General features: G+C 63.9%; 15 protein-coding genes and 1 tRNA gene. 13 read left to right on the top strand and 3 right to left on the bottom strand.

Going from position 1 to position 21,276, the window contains the following annotated elements; genetic code table 11:
* Positions 1 to 73 precede the first annotated feature (73 nt).
* Positions 74 to 2,608, top strand: coding sequence for a dTMP kinase (tmk, locus tag HMPREF3162_RS12065; protein WP_070777742.1), 2,535 nt, complete (start codon positions 74 to 76; stop codon positions 2,606 to 2,608).
* Positions 2,605 to 3,759: a DNA polymerase III subunit delta' gene (locus tag HMPREF3162_RS10155; RefSeq protein WP_070777741.1), complete on the top strand. Its 1,155-nt coding sequence runs from the start codon at positions 2,605 to 2,607 to the stop codon at positions 3,757 to 3,759. The genes tmk and HMPREF3162_RS10155 overlap by 4 nt, the downstream gene beginning before the upstream one ends.
* A gap of 29 nt (positions 3,760 to 3,788) precedes the next feature.
* On the opposite strand, the gene HMPREF3162_RS10150 is transcribed toward HMPREF3162_RS10155, so the two are convergent.
* The gene (locus HMPREF3162_RS10150) at positions 3,789 to 5,375 is read right to left on the bottom strand and encodes a MocR-like pyridoxine biosynthesis transcription factor PdxR (RefSeq protein WP_176747349.1); all 1,587 of its coding nucleotides are present in this window, start codon (positions 5,373 to 5,375) and stop codon (positions 3,789 to 3,791) included.
* 166 nt (positions 5,376 to 5,541) lie between these two features.
* Here HMPREF3162_RS10150 and pdxS point away from each other — a divergent pair, with 166 nt between their 5' ends.
* Entirely contained in the window at positions 5,542 to 6,453 is a 912-nt protein-coding gene (gene pdxS, locus HMPREF3162_RS10145; protein ID WP_070573188.1) for a pyridoxal 5'-phosphate synthase lyase subunit PdxS, read from the top strand.
* A gap of 36 nt (positions 6,454 to 6,489) precedes the next feature.
* Here pdxS and HMPREF3162_RS10140 read toward each other — a convergent pair whose 3' ends face one another.
* Positions 6,490 to 7,611, bottom strand: coding sequence for a M20 family metallopeptidase (locus HMPREF3162_RS10140; protein WP_083318987.1), 1,122 nt, complete (start codon positions 7,609 to 7,611; stop codon positions 6,490 to 6,492).
* A gap of 161 nt (positions 7,612 to 7,772) precedes the next feature.
* On the opposite strand from HMPREF3162_RS10140, the gene HMPREF3162_RS10135 reads away from it, so the two are divergent.
* The 4 genes from HMPREF3162_RS10135 (at position 7,773) to HMPREF3162_RS10120 (ending at position 10,814) form a co-directional block, all read left to right on the top strand.
* Positions 7,773 to 7,845 (top strand) — tRNA-Thr (locus tag HMPREF3162_RS10135).
* Positions 7,846 to 8,040: 195 nt separating this feature from the next.
* Positions 8,041 to 8,940, top strand: a complete 900-nt coding sequence (locus HMPREF3162_RS10130) for a universal stress protein (protein ID WP_070573191.1) — start codon at positions 8,041 to 8,043, stop codon at positions 8,938 to 8,940.
* A 483-nt stretch (positions 8,941 to 9,423) separates the two neighbouring features.
* Positions 9,424 to 10,479 (top strand): YeeE/YedE family protein, encoded by a 1,056-nt coding sequence (locus HMPREF3162_RS10125; protein ID WP_070777739.1) that lies wholly within the window; start codon positions 9,424 to 9,426, stop codon positions 10,477 to 10,479.
* 110 nt (positions 10,480 to 10,589) lie between these two features.
* A complete protein-coding gene (locus tag HMPREF3162_RS10120; RefSeq protein WP_070573195.1) occupies positions 10,590 to 10,814 on the top strand; it encodes a sulfurtransferase TusA family protein in 225 nt (74 codons plus the stop codon).
* Between the two features lie 48 nt (positions 10,815 to 10,862).
* Here the strand turns inward: HMPREF3162_RS10120 and HMPREF3162_RS10115 are convergent, their stop codons facing one another.
* Positions 10,863 to 11,567: a TetR/AcrR family transcriptional regulator gene (locus HMPREF3162_RS10115; RefSeq protein ID WP_070777738.1), complete on the bottom strand. Its 705-nt coding sequence runs from the start codon at positions 11,565 to 11,567 to the stop codon at positions 10,863 to 10,865.
* A gap of 167 nt (positions 11,568 to 11,734) precedes the next feature.
* Between HMPREF3162_RS10115 and HMPREF3162_RS10110 the strand changes: the two genes are divergently transcribed.
* The 6 genes from HMPREF3162_RS10110 to HMPREF3162_RS10085 all read left to right on the top strand — a co-directional run.
* Positions 11,735 to 13,354: a carboxyl transferase domain-containing protein gene (locus tag HMPREF3162_RS10110; protein ID WP_070573199.1), complete on the top strand. Its 1,620-nt coding sequence runs from the start codon at positions 11,735 to 11,737 to the stop codon at positions 13,352 to 13,354.
* 5 nt (positions 13,355 to 13,359) lie between these two features.
* A complete protein-coding gene (locus tag HMPREF3162_RS10105) occupies positions 13,360 to 15,351 on the top strand; it encodes an acetyl-CoA carboxylase biotin carboxylase subunit (protein WP_070777781.1) in 1,992 nt (663 codons plus the stop codon).
* Positions 15,352 to 15,372: 21 nt separating this feature from the next.
* The gene (locus HMPREF3162_RS10100; RefSeq protein ID WP_070777737.1) at positions 15,373 to 16,542 is read left to right on the top strand and encodes an acyl-CoA dehydrogenase family protein; all 1,170 of its coding nucleotides are present in this window, start codon (positions 15,373 to 15,375) and stop codon (positions 16,540 to 16,542) included.
* A gap of 142 nt (positions 16,543 to 16,684) precedes the next feature.
* A complete protein-coding gene (locus HMPREF3162_RS10095) occupies positions 16,685 to 18,328 on the top strand; it encodes a class I adenylate-forming enzyme family protein (RefSeq protein ID WP_070777736.1) in 1,644 nt (547 codons plus the stop codon).
* Complete coding sequence (locus tag HMPREF3162_RS10090) at positions 18,325 to 19,650, top strand: beta-ketoacyl-[acyl-carrier-protein] synthase family protein (RefSeq protein ID WP_070777735.1); 1,326 nt, start codon at positions 18,325 to 18,327, stop codon at positions 19,648 to 19,650. The genes HMPREF3162_RS10095 and HMPREF3162_RS10090 overlap by 4 nt, the downstream gene beginning before the upstream one ends.
* Positions 19,651 to 19,781: 131 nt before the next feature.
* The coding region (locus HMPREF3162_RS10085; protein WP_070777734.1) for an AbgT family transporter at positions 19,782 to 21,276 on the top strand (1,495 nt) is incomplete at its 3' end.

Genomic DNA, 21,276 nt, shown 5'->3' with positions numbered 1-21,276 from the left:
GGGACGTGTCTGTTCAGCGTCATGTCAGGGGGTCAACGTAGGCTGGGAGTGTCAGGAGACAGGAGGTCAGCATATGAGCAGTGACAAGAGGCTTTCGGCCGACCAGACTTTCGGCGGTCCGAACACAGACACCTCTGAGCGTATGGCGGTCATCAGTCCGCAGCGCGGTGTCATCGGGCACGCCGTTCTCGAAGCCGCAACGTGGCTGGCCGTGATGTCCTCGGTTCTGCTGACATACTCCCTGGCCGGTGTCGTGGGCTTTGGGGCTTCTGCCCGCGGCGGTGCGCTCGCCGCCGTTGTGCAGCGCGAAGCTGACGGTGATTTCAACCGGAACTTCGCCAACCCCGCCTACTTGGCGGCCATCGTGCTTCTGAGCATCGGCAGCTTTCTGCCGCTTAAGCGCGTCCGCGCAATGGACGTTTCGCAGCGCACTCTGATTCTGACCATCACGTCCGTGTTGACGGGCGTGGTCCTCATTGTTTTCGGCGTGTATTCGACGGTGTGGATGGGTGCGATCGCCGCGCTTTTCCTCGGCGCGCTCATTTCCCTGCAGGTCATTCACACCCCCGAACTTCACACCAAACCCTGGCGGGCCGGCACGGTTGCCGCAGGAATCTTCTTCTTCATCGGCGCAGTCGCGCAGATTCGAGCCGGCATCGGCGCCGGAATGCTCGCCGTTCCCTGGACTGTTTTCACTTCAGGCATTGTCATCATCTTGGCCGGTGTTCTCATTATCGTCTCGCCGCTGCAGCGTTCCCGGATTCCCTCAACCGGGGCATTTCCGCTCACGCGCGCTCTGCGGCAGGCCCGTGCACACGTAGACGTGGGCGCTCCGTGGCCGGTGTACGCTCTGTTCGGCGTAATCGGCTCGATTTTCGTAGTGATTGTGCCCACTGCTTCTGACGAATCGTTCGGAATTATGAGCCTGGGGCTCATGGTGTGCGCCGTGCTGATCGGCTGGGCTGCAGGCTACGAAGCGGGGCCGACATTTGCTCCCGGTATGACCCGACCCAGACTCACCGCCTTTTCGCTGATCGGCGCGGGCATACTCGCCATCTTCGGCGGCATGGTCCACGAAGTTTCGGGCACTGCTCTGCTGTTCGGGGCAGCGGCGTTCGCTGTCGGCGTGGGCGTGCGGGCGCAGGACTACCAGATCTCGCGGCGCATCGGATTGGGAATCGGCGCTATCATCACTCTGCTCATCCTCAGCCTGGATGCGCGCTTCACGGTGGTGTTGAGCGAAGCATCAACGTGGAAGATCACCGGTTCGGCAGTTGCCGTGTCCAGTGTGGGTCTGCTCGCCGCCGGCGGCGGAATTGCCGCTCTGTTCCTGTTCTCACCCACGGGCATTCACGGAATCGGCGTCGACATCGTCCACGCATTTCGCTCCCGGACAACAGGGGACGCCGATTCCGCACAGCCTTACGCCCCAGACGATTCCGACGCACCAACCCGAGTCCACGCTCCGGCTGGGAACCAGGCAGAACAGAGCTCGCGGGGGCAGGCGTCACCCGGTGAAGGTCTGCGCACTCCCTCCCCGCGGACCGCGCAGCGCGGATTCTTCATTGCCGTCGAAGGCCCTGACGGATCGGGCAAATCAACCCAGATCAACTTCATCGGCAAATATTTGGCCGACCGGGGGCTGCACAATGTCGAACTGACTCGCGAACCCGGTGGAACCGACAAAGGCGCGCAGATCCGCGCCGCAATCCTTGACGGTCAGGGAGTCATGCCGAAGTCGGAGGCTCTGCTGTACGCCGCTGACAGGGCTCACCACGTAGCATCGTTGGTCGACCCCACCCTGCGGTCCGGCGGAGTTGTGGTCACTGACCGCTACATCGACTCATCGCTGGCCTACCAGGCCGCGGGTCGCGAACTTGCAGAAGAAGACGTCTTCGCACTGTCGGCCTGGGGAACCGACGGTCTGATGCCCAACCTCACACTGTTGTTGGACATTTCCCCGGAAGCCTCCGCTGCACGCACATCACAGCGCGGCGATGAAAACCACCTTGACAAACAGTCAGCAAAGTTCCGCGGGCGTGTGCGCGAACGCTTCCTCGCTTTGGCCAGGGAAAACCCGCACCGGTACGTCGTCATCAACGCCGATCAGCCCGTCCAGAAAGTCTCGGAGGACATTGCGGCTGCCCTTGACCGGGCACTTGACGCTGCAAGCCTGGGGCGCAGTCCGCAACCGGCGGATGCTGCGCCCGGTCCGTCGCGGCGCTCTGCGGCGGATCTGCTGACCTCAGATGACCCCGATGCCACACAGGCCATGCCGTTTGACGATGAATTCGCGCAGGCCGAAGAGGAACAAAAGCTCGCCCAGAGCGGCCAGCAGTATGTTGAAGCGCACCACAACGGCGAAAGCTCCCAGGACGATGGCGACGAAGCCGCGCCGGCGACGGTCGTGTTGCCGCCTCAGCCGACTCCGGTGCCGGAAGCAGACGCGATTCTTCCGGACACACCCGCCGTAAGTCCTGAGGCAGACGCCGCAACCAGAATCCTGCCGTCCCAACCGCAGCAGAGCGCTGACAAGCTGCGGAGGCAGACCGAACTCGAACGTCAGGCGCGTGAACGGCTGCGCCAAGCCCGCAGGGGGCGCCGTTGAGCGTGTGGAACGACCTCGTAGGCCAAGAGGCCGCAATCGGCGAACTCGCTGCCGCTGCCGCAGGCCAGGGGATGACACACGCGTGGCTCATCACGGGCCCACCCGGTTCAGGCCGGTCCAACGCCGCCCGGGCTTTCGCCGCTGCGCTGCTGACTGAAGACCACGGCGAAAGCCTCAGTCCCGCAGCTCAGCGAGCACTGGCAGGCACGCACGAATCAATGACAATGCTGCGTACGCAGAAGTCCGTCATCTCCATTGACGAAGTGCGTCAGCTGGTCAGCACCTCCCAAAGTTCCCCGGTCAACGCTGATTGGCGCGTCATCATCATCGAAGACGCCGACCGCATGGCCGAGCGCACGTCCAACGTGCTGCTCAAAGCCATCGAAGAACCACCGCCTTCCACAGTGTGGATCCTCTGCGCACCCAGCCCCGAAGACGTTCTCACCACCATCCGGTCGCGCTGTCGGACCGTCGGTTTGAGAATCCCACCGACCGAAGCCGTCGCACAGCTGCTGGTCAACCGCGACGGCATCGACCCCGAACGTGCTCGGTGGGCTGCGGCTGCCGCGCAAAACCACATTGGGCGAGCCAAACACCTGGCATTGGACGACGATGCCGCCCAGGCCCGCCGTAGAATCCTCGAAATCCCGCGTCGGCTCACATCCGTCGGAGCGACAGTGCGGCTGGCAGGTCGAACGGTCGAAGCGGCATCCGAACGCGCAGAAGAGCGCACAAAAGCCCGCTCGGAAAAAGAGCGCGCCGAACTGCTCGAAACCCTCGGCGTTGAACCCGGCAAAGCAGTTCCACCAGCCCTGCGGTCGCAGGTCAAGAAGCTGGAAGAAGAACAGAAGCGCCGAGCAGTGCGGGCGCGGGCAGATGAACTTGATTCGATCATGCTGGAACTTCTTTCGCTGTATCGCGACGTCCTGCTGACCCAGCTGGGCAGCGGCGACACGCTCATCAACATCAGCGAAGCCGAACTCATCCGCGAAATCGCAAAACAAGGCGACGCAACGACAACGCTCAAGCGCATTGATGTTTTGGAACTCGCCCGCGAACGCCTGCAGACCAACACCGCACCCCTGCTGATTGTCGAAGCGGCGTTCATCGGGCTGGCTAACCCCTGGCTGGAAAATCACACGGTGCGCTGAGTCAGTGCGCTGAGCCGGTGCACTGCAGCTCACCTCAGTGAACGTGCGGCCTCCACAAGCCTGCGCAGTCCCGTGTGCAGTTCGTCCTCCGGTCCGCCGAAACCCACAACGACCCCGTCAGGCAGCCCCGCATAGTCACCACCGCCGTCAGCCAGGCCGCCAGCCCAATACTCCGAAAGCGGCTGGACGCGAACCCCGTGCGCCTCGGCTGCGGCAACCAGCTCAGCCTCTGGCAGGTCCATGGTGACAACGGCAGCGAGACCACCGGGCACCTCGTCAACATGAAACCCGGGAACACGGCCCAGTAAGGTCCGCACAACATCCAGCTTGATCCGGTTCTGGGCGCGCACAGCAGCCGCGTGGCGCTCCAAACCGCCAGATTCGATCAGCTTCACGGCTGCCCGCTGTGGAATCCGCCCCACCGGCGCACCCAGCTGTGCGCGCAGAACCGCAATGTCGTCAAACCACTCCGCCGGGACGTGCAGGTGCCCCAGAGCAATGCCGGGACTTATGAGAGAAGCCAGTGATGACAGCAGTACAACCGGCGTCCGCCCGGCAACAGCAAGTCCTGCCAGAGTCGGCAAGGGTGCCGCATTCCATCGGAATTCGGCGGTGTGATCATCCTCGATCACAGCGAAACCGTGCGATTCGGCGGCGGCCAATACCGCCAGACGCCTGGCCAGCGGCAGCGAACCGCCCAGCGGATACTGGTGTGACGGCGTCACAATGAGCGCGTCCAAACCGGCCGGAATCTGCTCGGGCACCAGCCCGTGATCGTCAACGGGCACAGGAATCAGCTGGTGTCCCAAAGCCTCGACGGCCCGCCTCAGACCCGGGTAGCCGGGGGACTCAATGCCGATGCTCAGCACCGGACGCCCAGCTGACCCCGCTGACCCGGCCGCTTCGTCATCTCGCCTCATCCGCCGCTGCAGACAGTCCAGAACCAGCCGGAGACCGTCGCGGGCGCCTGCGGTGACGACCACGCGCTCGGCTGAGGCGTGCATACCGCGTACCCGCCGAAGCCTGTCGGCAAACGCGGCTCGCAGCTCGCCAAGGCCCAACGGTTCAGCGGTCCCTGCCCGAAAGTCGTCTTCGGCAGCACTCGCGGCCGACCGCCACGCTGCCCGCCACATGGGCGACACGATCCCGGAGCCGTCCACGCGCGACGGCAGGAGGCTGATTGACCTGGCGGAGCCCGCCTTCGTGCGGCTTGTCACGTTCGCCTTGGTCTCGCTGATCGTGTTGCTTCCGTGCATTCCGGTGCCCAGCTCCCGAGGTGCCTGCCCGCGTACGCCGGAACCGCCCGGGGTGCGCGGCTCATCTGGGGCCATTGGGCGGGGGACTGCTGCGAGGGCGGGGCTGACGATCGTGCCGGACCCTTCGGCGGACACAATGCATCCTTCTGCTGTCAGCTGGTCGTAGGCGGCGACGACCGTGCCGCGTGAGACTCCTGCCAGGCGGGCGAGGCTGCGGGTTGAAGGCAGTTCAGCACCGGGGGCAAGAGTTCCGGTTTCAATGAGGGCGCGCAGCTGTCCGGCAATCTGCACGGGAAGCGACGCGCTTGCCGCACGGTCGACAGACACAGGCAGAGTCACGGGGCGAGGGGTGCGGGCCATGCTCAGACAGTAGCCGACCATCAGCTAAGTGGTCTATCTGTTTCAGGCTGAACTGGACCTCGCTTTGCGCCGCTTTGCGGGCCACGATGGGCAAAGTCACATCACAGGACCGCCGCAGCCGCGCCAGCTGCACCAACTGCGACGGCCGAAGACCGAAAGGAACCCCATGACAGCACCCGGACATCAGACCGCCGCACAGTCGAGCATGGTCAAGCGAGGACTGGCCGAGCAGTTCAAGGGCGGCGTCATCATGGACGTTGTCACGGCCGAACAGGCCCGCATAGCCGCAGATGCGGGAGCGTGCGCGGTCATGGCTTTGGAGCGCGTGCCCGCCGATATCCGCGCGCAGGGCGGTGTTGCCCGCATGTCCGACCCGGACCTCATCGACTCGATCATCGAGGCCGTTGACGTTCCCGTCATGGCCAAAGCCCGCATCGGCCATCAGGTCGAAGCACAGGTCCTGCAGTCGCTTGGCGTGGACTTCGTGGATGAATCTGAAGTTCTCAGCCCAGCCGACTACGTCCACCACATCGACAAGCACGCCTTCGAGGTCCCGTTTGTCTGCGGTGCGACCAACCTGGGCGAGGCCCTGCGCCGCATCAACGAGGGCGCGGCCATGATCCGCTCGAAGGGTGAGGCGGGTACCGGCGACGTTTCGGAGGCCACTAAGCACATCCGCACGCTCAATCGCGAAATCAGCGAAATCGCTTCCCTGTACGAAAACGCGCCGGACGAACTCTACGTATGCGCCAAGGAACTCCAAGCCCCGTACGAACTCGTCGTTGAAACCGCGCGCGAGCGTCGCCTGCCGGTTCCGCTGCTGGTTGCAGGAGGTGTTGCCACCCCGGCCGATGCTGCGTTCATGATGCAGCTGGGTGCTGACGGCGTGTTTGTGGGCTCGGGCATTTTCAAGTCCGGCAATCCCGAAGCCCGAGCTAAGGCCATTGTCACCGCGGTGAAGAACTACAGCGATCCGGCCGTCATCGCAGATGTTTCCCGCGGCCTGGGCGAGGCGATGGTCGGCATCAACGTCGCTGACCTCCCGGCGCCTCACCGCCTGGCTGAACGCGGTTGGTGAACCAGCCGGCGGCTGCCAGATCAGCCTGGCTCAGCTTCACAGGCCTTCTGTCAGCAGGTGTTCGAGCATTCCGGCGGTCAGCGTGGTGCGCGGGCCGATCCAGTCGATGAGCGCGTGCTCGTCATCAGCGTGCGAACCTCCGCCGACGGTGCCGAGGCCGTCGACCGTGGGAACGCCGATGCCCGCGGTGAAGTTGCCGTCGGAACCTCCGCCGACCGAAATCGGCCGCACTTCCGGCAGGCCCTGACTATCGGCAATGTGCTGCGCCAGTTCGATCAGCGGTCGGCTGGAGCGCTCTTCCATGGGCGGGCGGTTGATGCCGCCGGTCAGTTCGATCTGCGCGCCGGGCAGATGCGGGTTGAGCGCGTGCAGTGCCGAGTCGACTCGCAGCTGTTCGGCTACCGTGAGTGCGCGCGAATCAATGTCGAGCTGTGCTTCGGCGGGGACGGTGTTGGTGGTGGTGCCGGATCGCAGAGCTGTGGGGACGACGGTCGTTCCGACTTCGGGGGAGTTCAGCTGTTCTACACCGAGGATCTGGTGGGCGACCTCAATCGTGGCGTTGATGCCTCGCTCAGGTTCCACACCGGCGTGGGCAGCCCGACCGGTGACGTTGAGGCCGTAGAGTGCAACGCCTTTGCGGGCAGCTTTGAGCTCACCGTCGGGCCCGCCGGATTCGAATACCAGAGCGGCCGATGCTCCGTGGGCTTCCGTTTCGATCAGGTGGCGGGACGATGGTGAGCCGAGCTCCTCATCGCCGTTGATGAAGATTGACAGCCCGTCGAGTGAGCCGAGTTTCTTCTGCACTCGGGCGGCGGCGTACAGGGCGATGAGGTTCCCGCCCTTCATGTCGTCCGTTCCGGGGCCGGTGATGACGCCCTTGTTGACGGCGAAGGGCATGGTGTCGATCGTGCCCATGGGCCACACGGTGTCGTGGTGGCCGATCATGATGACCTTCCGCGGCTGCGTGCCGAACCGCCACAGAAGGTGCGGAGTGTCTGCCGCGGTGATGATCCGGGGTGCCGTTCCGAGCAGCTCTTTGCCGACGGCGGCGTGTACGCGGGCGGACTGAGACAGCGCGTAATGGTCCATCGACGGGGATTCGCATTCCACGAGTGTGCGGAAGTGTCGGATGAATCGGTCGAGTTCCGTGCTGTCCACTGGTGTTTTCCCTGTTCCTGCTGTCGATTGCTGTTGGTCGGCATGTGCGCGCCGACTGTTGCGCGGCGGTGGGCAAGCCACCCTGTCACCTTACTGGGTGCGGACTCAGCCGGTGCGATCGTTTTGCTCTTGGCTTGACGTTCGAGTATTCTTTTCGAGTTGCCGCCTTAGCTCAGTCGGCAGAGCGATTCACTCGTAATGAATAGGTCGCCGGTTCGATTCCGGCAGGCGGCTCGGCGTAAGAATCTCCCCTTCCGGTCTGGAAGGGGAGATTCTTCTTTGTCTTACGAGGCGCCGCGCAGCTTTCCCGCCACGGCACCGAGGTGCCGGTTGGGAAAAGGTGGGCGGCGCCTCGGTGCGTGTTCAGGGTGTGTGGTCCGAGTTACAGTAGGGTGCAGGAGAAGGCAGAGCGTTTATCGGGAGTGGCACGTGAAGATCAGCGGAGACGTCGTCGTCGGAATCGACGGTTCTGGTTCGAGTCGCAAAGCGGCGCAGTTCGCCGTGGACAATTTCGCGCAGGACGCTCCCGTTGACCTTGTCACCGTCATCAAAACCGAACGGCCGGCAGGCGATTACGAACACAACCTGCCCGGCACTTTCACGACTGTTGGAACGCCGGAGGACCGTGAAAAGGGTCAGGCGGCAATCGAGCGGGTTATGTCGAAGCTCGTGGTTCCCGAAGGCGCCCAGGTGAAATCGCGTGTGCTGTTCGGTGACCCTGCCGAAGAGCTCGACAAGTGCGGCATGGATGCCGGGCTGTTGGTCATCGGCCATCACGGTTCGGATCAGCCTGTTGCAGGCCGGATCGGCACTGTCAGCCGCGGGCTGCCGGGGCACGCGCTGTGTCCGGTTGTGATCCACCGGCCGATTGACGATTCCGAGGGCAGTGAAGACGCCCGTGATGAACGCCCGGTTGTCGTCGGCATGGACACCTCGGAGTATTCCGCGGTCGCAGCGCTCGATGCGGCGGCTTTTGCGCAGCGGGCGGGTGTGCCCCTGCACGTGGTTGTAGCCACCGGGACCCTGGACAACTCTGAGCGGGCGAACTCGCAGGTGGACTTCGATCTCACGTGGCTGCGCTCGGAGTTCCGCGATCTCAAGGCGTCCGCGAAATTCGTTGAATCGTCCAACCCGGTGCAGGCGCTGGCCGAGGCGTCGGCTGACGCGCAGCTGCTATGCATCGGCAAGCGCGGGGTGAACCTGTTCCACGGCATGGCGGTCCAGCTGGGTCGAGCCGCTGCGGGGCTTGTGACCGAAGCGCGCAGCTCTCTTCTGTTGTCGACATTCCGCGACGACCCGCGTTTGGCAAGCCGCCGCATCATCAACTGAACTCCGTCCTCTGCTTCTGTCCTGGGGCGAGAACCCAGGATGGGCATTGCGAGAACCCAAAGCGGGAATAGAGCCCTGCCCTCGTCGGCTATTTGATGACGGAACCGCCATCGTTCAACGCGCGCGTGTTGACACGCCCGACAGCGGTGGCGCATGATTGCGGCAGCTGTTCCCGTGGGACAACTGCATCTGAGCCCGAAGATCAAGGAGAGAACATGGCTGCCAAGCGCAATGTGCTGTTCTCCCGCCGGGCTGTTGACTTTATGTATATCTGCACGTCTTCGTGTTGATTGGGGCGCCCGCCGTCCAGGCGGACTCGGTTCCCAGAAAATTCCCTCCGCTCACCGAGCCAGCACGGCTGTTGTCCGGCCTGCACTGCGTTTAGTCGCGCGCTGAGCGCTGCTCGGTTCAGCCAATGGCGCTGCGGCAAAGCCGCTGTGCTCGATTCGGTGCGGTTGAGAGGGCAAACACGAAAGGCTTGCTATGCCACTGACCGGTCTTGTGATCGGCGGCGTCCTCGGCTTTATCCTGCAGCGTGGACGCTATTGCACCACGGGTGCATTCCGTGACGTTTTCTTCGCACGCAAAACACGCTGGTTCTCTTCATTCATTCTGCTCATCGCCGTGCACGCCGTCGGCCTGTGGGCGCTGGTGTCCCTCGGCGTCATCCACTTGGAGTCCAAGGGCTTCCCGTGGGCGGCAACCATCATCGGCGCGTTCATCTTCGGAGCGTCCATGGTCGTCGCCGGAGGCTGCGCCACCGGTACGTACTATCGCGCCGGTGAAGGGCTCGTGGGTTCGTGGTTTGCGCTTGGCATGTACGCGCTGACCGCCTCGATCATGAAGCACGGCCCGCTCAGCGGATTCACTGAAAGCATGCGCGATATCGAAATCTCGCAGGGCGCGATCTACGAAACGCTGCACGTGTCCCCGTGGGTGCTGACCGTCATCCTGGCTGCCGTGGCCGCGTGGCTGACGATCCACCACAATCGAGGCCGCGCCAAGGTTGCGACCCTTCCGCCCCGCTACAGCGGGGTGAAGCACCTGCTGCTTGAAAAGCGCTGGAACCCGTTTGCCACGGCAGCCGTCATCGGCGTCATTGCCACCGTCGGCTGGGTGCTCTCAGCCGCTGCCGGCCGCAACAGCGGGCTGGGTGTGACGACTCCGTCGGCAAATCTGGTCACCTACCTGGCCACCGGCGATGTTGAGCTTGTCGACTGGGGTGTCTACTTCACCGTGTCGCTCATCATCGGTTCGTTCATTGCGGCCAAAGCCTCCGGCGAGTTCCGTCTGCGCGTTCCTGACGCAACCACAGTGGTCAAGTCGATCCTCGGCGGTATCGGCATGGGCTTCGGCGCTGCTTTGGCGGGAGGCTGCACTGTCGGCAACGGCATGGTGCAGACCGCCATGATGACCTGGCAGGGCTGGGTTTCGCTCGCATTCATGGTGATCGGTGCGGGAGTCGCCGCCAAGCTCACAATCGGCGGCGGCACTTCGCAGGAAGCCGCATCTGAAAAGAAAGCGCCCGTTCGGGCCTAAGACCCCGCCGTCTTTGAACCACCCCTCGTGCCCGAACACTTCGGCACGGAATCCGGCGCTTGGGGCGCGGCCCTGCGCCCCAAGCGCGTCCTATCAAGGAGAAGATGAATATGCAGCACGTACTTGAAACCGTCGGCCAGGTCTGCCCGTTCCCGCTGGTCGAAGCGAAGAAGGCCATGGAGAGCCTGCCTGTCGGCGATGAGCTCAAAATCGACTTTGACTGCACCCAGGCGACGGAGGCGATCCCGGAATGGGCTGCCGAAAACGGCTACCCAGTGACGCACTTTGACCGTGTTGGCGATGCCAGCTGGACGATCACAGTTCAGAAAGCGTGACGGCAAGGGAGCGCGCGTCACCCCGGCGGGGTGCTGGGGCTTGAAGCCTCAGCCCAGGCCGAGGGCGGCGTGAGCGGCTTTGCGCAGATGCCGCTCAATGACGTTTGATTCGAGCCGGCGCACCACGTAGGGCGTCGAATTGAGCATCCCGATGACAGCCTGCACGAGCACGCGCGCCCCGGCCCCTTCAAGGTCGGGGCGCACTTGCACGAGCACGTCTTCCCAGCCGGTCATGTATTCCCGCTGTAGGCGGCGCACCCGTTTGCGGTCGCTCTCCCGCAGAGCCTCGAAATCGCGGTCCTGAATGCGAATGAGCTCGGGTTCGTTGACGGCGAATTCCACGTGAAAGGCAAGAAGCTCTTCCATCGCTGAACGCGGGCTGGCCCCCACTGCCGAGGCGCCCTCACCCGACGCTCCGCCCTTACCGGGGTGGGGGTCGGCGTGGGGGCGCTTTGCTGTGCGGTCTGCTTTGTCTGCGCTCTGACCGCTGTGGGTGTTGACGATAGCGCTCATGCCGGTGTGCAGGTGTTTGGATATGCCCACGAGGAGTTCGGCCAGTAGGGCCTCTTTGGATTCGAAATGCCTGTACACCGCTGGGCCCGAGATCCCGGCACCGGCGCCGATGTCGTCAATGCTGACCGCGCGGAACCCCTGACGGGCAAACAGCTTTTTGGCGGAGTCGAGGATCTGCTGGCGCCTGCGCTCTTTTGCGGCTTGGCGCCGCGTGGGCTGGGGAGCGTCACTGCCTGTCATGGGCCCTCCTTCACTGTGCCGCTTTTGGCTTTGCCGGTCCGTGCTTGTGTCTGGCGACACATCGACATACTATACTTTCAGTTAGTGGCAATTCACTGAAATCGGCAGGGCTTGGTCTTCAGAATTCAGTCTGCCGGCCCGGTGGTATCCAGTACGAAGGAGTTCGGATGAAGACACTAGGCACACCGCCTGATGCTGCGGTTGGCGCCGAACGCGCTGCGGCGCACCAAAAGCTCATCGACGAACTGCGTGAGCGCGTCGCCCAAACCGCCCTGGGCGGTTCCGAGCGTTCACGGCAGCGGCACATCGACCGAGGCAAACTGCTTCCGCGCGACAGGGTAGAGCAGCTTTTGGACCCCGGCACTCCGTTTCTGGAGCTTTCTCCCCTGGCTGCCAACGGCATGTACAACGACGACAGCCCGGGTGCTGGAATCATCACCGGCATAGGCGTTGTTGCCGGGCGCACCTGCGTCATTGTTGCCAATGACGCCACGGTCAAGGGCGGAACCTACTATCCGATGACCGTCAAGAAGCACCTGCGCGCCCAGGAAGTTGCGCGCGAAAACCAGCTTCCGTGCATTTACCTGGTGGATTCCGGCGGTGCCAATCTGCCGAATCAGGACGATGTCTTTCCTGATCGCGAGCACTTTGGCCGCATCTTCTACAATCAGGCCACCCTGTCGGCCGCCGGTATTCCGCAGCTGGCGGCTGTCATGGGCTCGTGTACTGCCGGCGGTGCGTACGTTCCGGCAATGGCGGACGAATCGATCATCGTCAATGAACAGGGCACAATCTTCTTGGGCGGCCCGCCGCTGGTGAAGGCAGCAACCGGCGAAGTTGTCACGGCCGAGGAGCTTGGCGGCGGTGCCCTGCATTCGCGCACTTCGGGTGTCACCGACCACCTGGCGGCCAATGACGAACACGCCCTGGAGATCATGCGCGATGTCGTTTCAACGCTGCCGCCGCAGGAAAGCCTCACCCCGGCGTGGGCGCGCAGGGAGCCGCGCGAACCGCTGTTCAGCCCGGACGAACTCACGCAGGTCGTGCCCGCTGACCTCAAAACCCCCTATGACGTCCGCGAAGTCATCGCCCGCCTGGTCGACGGCAGCGAGTTCCACGAATTCAAAGCCGAGTACGGTACGACGCTCGTGACCGGCTTCGCCCACCTGGACGGACACCCCGTGGGAATCATCGCCAACAACGGCGTGCTGTTCGGTGAGTCCGCGCAGAAGGGCGCACACTTCATCGAACTGTGTGACCAGCGCGACACCCCGCTGATCTTCCTGCAGAACATCACCGGCTTCATGGTTGGCCGCGACTACGAAGCAGGCGGTATTGCCAAGCACGGCGCGAAGATGGTCAACGCGGTCGCCACGGCCCGGGTGCCGAAGTTCACCGTGGTGATCGGCGGTTCCTACGGTGCTGGAAACTACTCGATGTGCGGGCGCGCCTACAGTCCGCGCTTTCTGTGGATGTGGCCGCACACCCGCATCTCCGTTATGGGCGGCGAACAGGCAGCCAGCGTGCTCTCAACCGTCAAACGCGACCAGATTGAGGCTCGCGGCGAAGAGTGGTCGGCGGAAGAAGAAGCCGAATTCAAAGCGCCCGTGCTCGAACAATACGAAACCCAGGGCGTGCCCTACTATTCAACGGCCCGGCTGTGGGACGATGGCGTCATCGAACCCGGTGACACCCGCCAGGTGCTCGCACTGGCCCTCGAAGCCGCCCGCTACGCCCCGCTTGCCCGCCCCAACAACGCGCCCGGCTACGGCGTTTTCAGGATGTGATCGCTGTGTTCTCAACAGTTCTCATTGCCAACCGCGGTGAAATCGCCCTGCGCGTTATGCGCACCTGCCGTGCGCTGGGCATCAAAACGGTCGCCGTGTACTCCGATGCCGACGCCGAGGCGGCCCACACCAAAGCAGCGGATGTCGCCGTGCGCTTGGGCCCGGCAGCTGCAGCGGAATCGTACCTGCGGATCGACAAGGTCATTCAGGCCGCCAAGGACACCGGTGCCGAGGCGATCCACCCCGGCTACGGGTTCCTGTCCGAAAACGCCGAATTCGCTCAGGCCTGTGAAGATGCGGGGATCGTGTTCCTCGGACCGACCGCTGAGGCCATCCGCACCATGGGCGACAAAATCACGGCTAAGCAGGCCGTGGCATCGCGCAATGTGCCGTTGGTTCCCGGTGTGGCCGAAGCGGGCCTGAGCGACGAACAGCTCATTGAGCGGGCTGACGAGGTGGGCTTCCCCATCCTCATCAAGCCCTCCGCCGGTGGTGGGGGCAAGGGCATGCACGCGGTGTATGACCCGAAGGATCTCAAAGACGCACTTGCGGCAGCACGCCGAGAAGCAGCGGCGAGTTTCGGTGACGACACGCTGTTCATTGAGCGCCTGGTGGCCACTCCTCGCCACATTGAAGTGCAGATCCTCGCCGATGAACACGGCAATGTCATCCACTTGGGCGAACGCGAATGCTCCCTGCAGCGCCGCCACCAGAAAGTCATCGAAGAAGCCCCGTCGGCACTGCTGGACGAAGAAACCCGCGCAGCCATCGGCCAGGCTGCCTGCGACACCGCCCGTTCCGTAGGCTACCGCGGTGCAGGCACGGTCGAGTTCATCGTCTCGGCTGACAAACCAGACGAGTTCTTCTTCATGGAGATGAACACCCGCCTGCAGGTGGAACACCCCGTAACAGAAGAAGTCACGGGCGTTGACCTGGTCGAGTGGATGCTGCGGATCGGCAGCGGCGAAGAGCTTGCACTGAAGCAGGAAGACATCACGCTCACCGGCCATTCGATCGAAGCGCGCGTCTACGCCGAAGATCCCTCCCGCGGCTTCCTGCCCACCGGGGGCACGGCACTTGACGTGCAGTTCCCAGAAGGTGCGGGCATCCGCATTGACGCCGGTCTCGAAGCCGGTCAGCGGATCGTGTCTGACTACGATCCGATGATCGCCAAGGTGATCATCACCGCTCATGACCGTGAAACCGCGCTGTCGCGCTTGGACTCCGCGCTCGCCCGCTCAGCTGTGCCCGGCATTACGACGAACATCGACTTCGTCCGCCGCCTGATCCGCCGTGAAGACGTCATCGAAGGCAGACTCGACACCGGTTTGATCGACCGCATGACGGAAGAAGAACTCGCCCACGCTCCCGGTGAGATCGACAAGCTGTTCGCCGCCGCGTTCGTGGTGAGCACAAGGGGAGCCGCGGGAACGCAGAAGCTCGGCGGCACCTCGGCAGGGGAGCGCACAGAAACGCCCAGTGCGTGGGCTCGGCCCAACGGATGGCGATCCAGTCGCCAGCCTGCCGTGAGCGTGAAACTGGCCCACGGCGGTGAGGTCGAGACCGTCGTGTGGCGCGGCGAAGAGCTCACGCCAGTCACCACGGAAGCCGGTGACACGGTGTACAAGCTCACGATCGACGGCGTGCAGCACACCGCGATGCTGTGGGCCGATCCGGACACCCGCATGATCTGGGTCGCCAGCGAACGAGGCGTCTACAGCTTTGCGCGCCCCGTTGCCGAATCTGAACTCGACCCGGGTGCCGCGGGTGCCGACATCTGCGCACCCATGCCGGGATCGCTGACCCAGCTGCTGGTCGAAGACGGGGCGGAAGTCGCTGAAGGCGACGCGATCGCCGTCGTGGAGGCCATGAAGATGGAGCACGTGCTGCGCGCACCCGCCGCCGGCACCGCTCACGTCAAAGCCGCGGTCGGCGCCCAGGTGGCACTGGACGAAGTGCTCGTCACGATCGTCGACGAAGAAGCAGAAGAAGACTGACCAAGAACTTAAGGAGAGCTCATGAGCTTCACCCCAGGAATGCTGCCGGAGGAATACGAAAGCCTCCGCAGGGCAGTTGCTGATTTCACCGACAACGAAGTCGCCCCCGTCTCAGCTGAACTCGACCGCAAGCACGAATTCCCGTACGAACTCGTGGCAAAGATGGGCAAGATGGGCCTGTTCGGCCTGCCCTTCCCGGAAGAGTACGGTGGCATGGGCGGAGACTACTTCGCACTGTGCCTGGCGATTGAGGAAATCGCGCGCGAAAACCAGTCGCTGGCCATCACGCTCGAGGCCGCTGTTTCGCTCGGTGCCATGCCCATCTACCTGTTCGGCACGGAAGAGCAGAAGAAGGAATGGCTGCCCAAGCTCACGGACGGTTCCGGTCTTGCATCCTTTGGCCTGACGGAACCCGAAGCCGGATCGGATGCCGGCGGCACCCGCACCAAGGCGACGCTGGAAAACGGCGAATGGACGATCAACGGTTCGAAGTCGTTCATCACCAACTCCGGCACCGACATCACCCGCCTGGTCACCGCGACCGCCGTCACCGGCACCCGCGTGGGCAAGGACGGGAAGGAAAAGCCGGAGATCTCCACCATCATGATCCCGGCCGGCACTCCCGGCTTCACGGCTGAGCCGCTGTACGACAAGGTCGGCTGGAACTCCTCCGACACTCACCCGCTGACCTTCGACAACGTCAAGGTTCCCGAAGAGAACCTGCTGGGTGAGCGCGGTCGCGGCTACGCGAACTTCCTGCGCATTCTCGATGAGGGTCGTATCGCGGTTGCCGCCCTGTCGGTCGGTGCCGCGCAGGGCTGTGTTGACGCGTCCGTGAAGTACGCGCAGGAGCGCACCAGCTTCGGCAAGCCGATTGCCAGCTACCAGGCGATTTCCTTCAAGATCGCCCGCATGGAAGCACGCGCTTCGGCAGCCCGCGCCGCCTATTACGAAGCAGCTTCGAAGATGCTCGCCGGTGAGCCGTTCAAGAAGGAAGCCTCCATCGCCAAGCTCATTGCCGGTGAGGCTGCCATGGACAATGCGCGCGATGCCACGCAGGTTCACGGCGGCTACGGCTTCATGAACGAATACCTGGTGGCCCGCCACTACCGCGACTCGAAGATCCTCGAGATCGGCGAAGGCACCACCGAGGTGCAGCTCATGCTCATTGCCCGCGCTCTCGGACTGTGATCTGAGGGCGGGCTGACGAGGTGGGGCTGGGGTCTGGGCTGACGAGGCGCAGCTCCGGCTGAGCTGCTGAGTCCGTACCGCTGAGCGAACCGGAGGCCGGGGTGTTTCGACCCCGGCCTCCGCTTCGGTCTAGGCTGAAACCGTGCCGATAACCCATTCGATTCTCACCACCGCCGCCAACCATCCCGACCGTCCGGCGATCGTCGGCGAACACGCCCGTCTGACCTACGCGGAACTGGCCGAGGACGGCCGACGCGTCATCGCCGCCGCGCGCCACCTGCTGGCCCAGGCGCCGAACCTGCCCACACCCGCCCCCGAAACCCAGGGAGCGCCGGTGATCGCGGTGAGCTCCACCTCGGCATTTGAAGCCGCCCGCATTATGGCCGGCCTGGCCGGGTACCGGGCGGTGTCGGCAACCATCGACCCGCGCTGGCCGGTGGACCACCAGCGGCACGTGATTGCCGAAGTCGGCATCGGCCTGGTGATCGTCGATGATGACCAGGCGGAGGCCCGCTTGCGCTCTGCTCTAGGCCCGGACTGGGGTGGGGTTGTTGTGCCCGTGCAGCGCTTCAGGGAAATCGAGGCGCAAGTGCAGCCTGCCGAACCGCCGCAGGTGCGGGATGCGGATGAGCCTTACCTCATGCTCTTTTCGTCTGGCACGACCAGCAGCCCGAAGGCGTTTCTCAAAACCCGCGGCCAGTACAGGGCGAACTTCGCGGTGTCTTCCAGCTATCTGGAGCCGTTGCCGGGAGTGGCGACCCTTGCGCCCGGGGCGTTTGCGTATTCGCTGACGCTGTACGCGGCGGTTGAGTGCCTGGCCAGCGGGGGAGAGGTCCACCTGGCTGACGAGCTTTCCCTGCCCGGTCTGGGCAAGCGTGTGGCGCAGCAGCAGATCACGCGGATTGTCACAGTGCCGGCGGTGCTGCGCGGCATCATTGCCCAAGCCACCCGAGGGCCTAAGGATTTTGCGGGGCTTGATCTCATTGTGGTTGGCGGGGCTAACCTGCCCAACGAACTGCGGAAGGACCTAGCTGAAGTGCTGCCGCACGTGCGGCTCATCAGCTACTACGGGGCAGCCGAAATCGGCTTCATCGGGGATGCCCGCGGTGAGGACAGCACGTGGAACCAGATCTACGACGGCATCCAGGTCGAAATCCGCGATGATGCGGGAGCCCCTGTGCCGGATGGTGAAATCGGCACACTGTGGGTGCTTGCTGAGTCGCGCTCCGATGACTACATTGCCGGCACCGCCGATGTCCACCTGCTGGATGAACGAGGCTGGGCTACCGTCGAAGACCAGGGTCGGATTGCCGTGGTGGACGGCAAACGCCAACTGCAGCTTCTGGGACGCAAGGGCGACATCATCAACGTCGGCGGACACAAGGTCGCACTGCCGGAAGTCACACGCGCCTATGCGGGACTCACTCTTGGCGGCCAGCACCGCGAGGCCGTTGCCGTGGGTCTGCCGGATGCCGCACTCGGAACCGCTGTCGCTTTGGTTGTCGAAGTCGGTGACCTGGTGTCTGCCGATTCAGGTGACGGAGTATGGTCAGACTCACAGGAAGAGTCCGGCTTACGGGAACAGAACGGCCCCGCCCCGGTGTTGCCCGAAGAGCTGAGCAAGGCCTCACTGCGGGAACGCGGGCGCACACACTTGGCCCCACAGTTTGTTCCTGCGAAGTATTACGCCGTGGCGGCACTGCCGCGCACGGTCGGCGGTAAAGTGCGAGCCACTGAAACAGCGGGGCTCATTGAGACCGGTGGGAAAGGAGTTGTCCGTCTGTGAACGCGCACCACTCTGAACCCAACCGTGTCTGGATTACCGGAACGGGCGCTATCACGCCCAGCGGTCTGACGGTTGCCGACACCTGGCATGCCGTGCAGCACGGACACAGCGGAATCGGAGTGCTCGAAGGCCAGGAATTCGAAGGCCTCAGCGTGCGCATCGGCGGACAGGTTCGCGGTTTCAATGCTGAAGACCACGTGCCCCGCCACCTGGCCCGACGCTTAGAAGACTTCCACCTGTGGGCCATCGCCGCCGCCGACCAGGCCCTAAAGCAAGCCGCAGACATACAGGCCAGCCCGACTGGCGCCTCGTCAGCTGACCTGCCGTGGGACCCCGCCCGGGTCATGATCGTGACAGCCACCGGTTCTGGTCCCATCCGCCCTCAACAGCGCTCAGCGCTCGCCTACGCCGAAGACGGCCAGCGCGGCGTGCCGCTGACCCTGTCCATGCACGGCGCACCGGATTCCCCAGCAGCACTCATCAGCCAGCGGCACGGAATCACCGGCCCCGCTCACGCAGTGTCTGCCACGTGCGCATCCGGAGCCGTCGGCCTAGGCGAGGCGCTGCGAGCTTTGCGCCATGGCTATGCGGATGCCGCGATCGTCATCGGCGTCGAAGACTGCATCAACCCTGCCAACCTCGCATCGAATGCGAACATGCGTGCGCTGGCCTCTGGCTTCAACGATCACCCACAGGAGGCTTCGCGCCCCTTCGACCGCGATCGGGCCGGTTTCGTCATGTCCGCAGGCGCAGCTGCCATCGTGCTGGAAAGCGATGTCGCTCTGCAGCGCCGCGGTGGGCAGGCACTGGCCGAGCTGGCCGGATTCGGCTCATCATCCGATGCCCACCACGCGACCGCTCCCGAACCTGACGGACGAGGTGCCGCCGCGGCTATGCGCGCTGCCCTGGCCGATGCTGGTCTCACCCCGGAGGACTTCGCCACGGGCGGTCCCGCAGGGGCACCCCTGGGGCACGTGAACGCGCACGGGACCTCCACCTCGGCAGGGGATGCTGCAGAAGCCCTCGCCCTGGAAGCCGTGTTCGGTGATGCTGTCAGCCAGATTCCCGTGACGGCAGTGAAGTCCTCCACCGGGCACCTGCTGGGTGCCGGGGGAGCGCTCGAGGCGATCCTCAGCGTGTGCGCCCTGCGTGACGGTGTGATTCCTCCGACCGTCAACCTTGACGTGCCCGATTTCCCGAAGCTCGACGTTGTCGCAGCCCGCAAGCCGCTTGACCGTGCGGGTCCGTGTATGAGCGCGGTGCTGTCGAATTCCTTCGGCTTCGGCGGGCACAACGGCTCAGTTCTCATCAGAACCGTCTGAGCACAGGCTTCCACCGGGTGGTGGCCTGAGCTCCCCGCCACCCAACCTGCAGACAGGCTGGTCAGCCGTCAGAGAAACGATGCACCGCGGGTGTTGCCCCCTCATCCGTTTCTGCATTCAGGAGCTTCACCGTGTCGACGACAATCGACAAGGCCGCGCAGACAGCGCCGGCCGAAAAAGACGAAAAGAAGGCCGCACAAAACGCTCAGGCCAGTGCGCAAAACGACGAAACAACAGACCAGACCCAGCCGAAGAAGCGCTGGGAAATGCCGCACCTGCTGTGGCTCATGTTCATCATTCTGGGTGCGGCCACAGCCGCCGGCTATCTCATTCCCGCGGGGGAATATCAGAAGAACCCCGACGGCTCGATCAACCCGGACGACTTCCGCTACCTGGAAGACCAGTCGCCGGTCAGCCCCCTAGGTGCACTCATGATGCTGCTGACCGGGGCGGTCAACATGGCGCCGGTTGCCTTCGCCGTGCTGTCGGTCGGGGCGAACGTTTCCGTGGTTTTGGAATCGAAGGCGTTTGAGAATCTGCTCGATGCCACCATCTACAAACTGCAGGACAAGAGCACGCCGCTGCTGGTGTCGGGACTGTTCTGCCTCATGGTCTACATCGGCGGGTTCTCCGGCAACGACGCGCTGATTGCGATTGTGCCGATCGGCGTTCTGTTCGCCCGCAAACTCGGCCTCGACGGGATCGTGGCGATTGCCGTGACAACATTTGCCGCGCTCATCGGGTTCGGCACGGGACCCACACACATGGCGGTGTCGCAGATGCTTATCGGCCTGCCGCCATACTCCGGCTTCGGCATGCGCATGCTCATCATGAACATCTTCATGCTGGCGGGCTTGGCCTTTGTGCTGATGTACGTGCGCCGTATTCAGAAGGACCCCACGCGTTCGCTCATGTGGAAGCACGGCTGGCGGCCGCACGGTGCTCTTGCTGCAACCGGAGGTGAAGGTGGTGAGGCAGCTGAGGCTGGTGCTGAAGGAAAGGCTGCAGGGGACGCTGCAGGCGAAGCCGACACCGTCGCTGCGACGAAGCTGCAGCTGCGCTCGGTGCTTGTGCTGGCGCTGTTCATTGCGCAGTTCGGTGTGGTTGTGGGCTATTCGCTGCTGGTGGATTCGAAGCAGGTCATCGAAGTGATGTTTGCAACCAACCTGGTGTCGGCGATCATCATCGGCAAGGCTGCGGGCTTTAAGTGGAACCCGTTGGCGGAGTCGATTGCCCGCGGTATTTCCAGCATGGGCTTCATTGCCATCATCATCGGCATGGCAGGCTCGATTTCCGGCCTGCTGAAGGAAGCGAAGATTCTCGACACGATTGTCTACACGCTCACGCTGCCGCTGCGCGACGTGGGCTTGGGCTGGTCGGCAGTGCTCATGGTTCTGCTGTTTGCGGCGATCAACTTCATCATTCCGTCGACTGCAGCGAAGGCTGCGATTCTCATTCCGCTTCTTGCTCCGATTGCCACGGCACTGGGCATGCACCACCAGCTGGCGCTGCAGGCGTTTCAGCTGGGTGATGGTCTGACGAACATCCTGTCGCCGGTGCTGGCGTGGCTGGTCGGTTCGTGCGTAACTGCTGGTGTGCCGTATCTGACGTGGGTGCGCTGGGCCG

This window comes from Brevibacterium sp. HMSC07C04, from assembly GCF_001815905.1.
GTDB lineage: Bacteria > Actinomycetota > Actinomycetes > Actinomycetales > Brevibacteriaceae > Brevibacterium.
The sequence above is the reverse complement of the archived record's forward strand: the minus strand, read 5'-3'. Positions and strand labels throughout refer to the sequence as shown.

Excerpts from the sequence above, each read along its gene's own strand:
- tmk (WP_070777742.1), top strand. The coding sequence starts at position 74 with ATGAGCAGTGACAAGAGGCTTTCGGCCGACCAGACTTTCGGCGGTCCG.
- HMPREF3162_RS10150 (WP_176747349.1), bottom strand. The coding sequence starts at position 5,375 with ATGGCCCGCACCCCTCGCCCCGTGACTCTGCCTGTGTCTGTCGACCGT.
- pdxS (WP_070573188.1), top strand. The coding sequence starts at position 5,542 with ATGACAGCACCCGGACATCAGACCGCCGCACAGTCGAGCATGGTCAAG.
- HMPREF3162_RS10125 (WP_070777739.1), top strand. The coding sequence starts at position 9,424 with ATGCCACTGACCGGTCTTGTGATCGGCGGCGTCCTCGGCTTTATCCTG.
- HMPREF3162_RS10120 (WP_070573195.1), top strand. The coding sequence starts at position 10,590 with ATGCAGCACGTACTTGAAACCGTCGGCCAGGTCTGCCCGTTCCCGCTG.
- HMPREF3162_RS10115 (WP_070777738.1), bottom strand. The coding sequence starts at position 11,567 with ATGACAGGCAGTGACGCTCCCCAGCCCACGCGGCGCCAAGCCGCAAAA.
- HMPREF3162_RS10110 (WP_070573199.1), top strand. The coding sequence starts at position 11,735 with ATGAAGACACTAGGCACACCGCCTGATGCTGCGGTTGGCGCCGAACGC.
- HMPREF3162_RS10100 (WP_070777737.1), top strand. The coding sequence starts at position 15,373 with ATGAGCTTCACCCCAGGAATGCTGCCGGAGGAATACGAAAGCCTCCGC.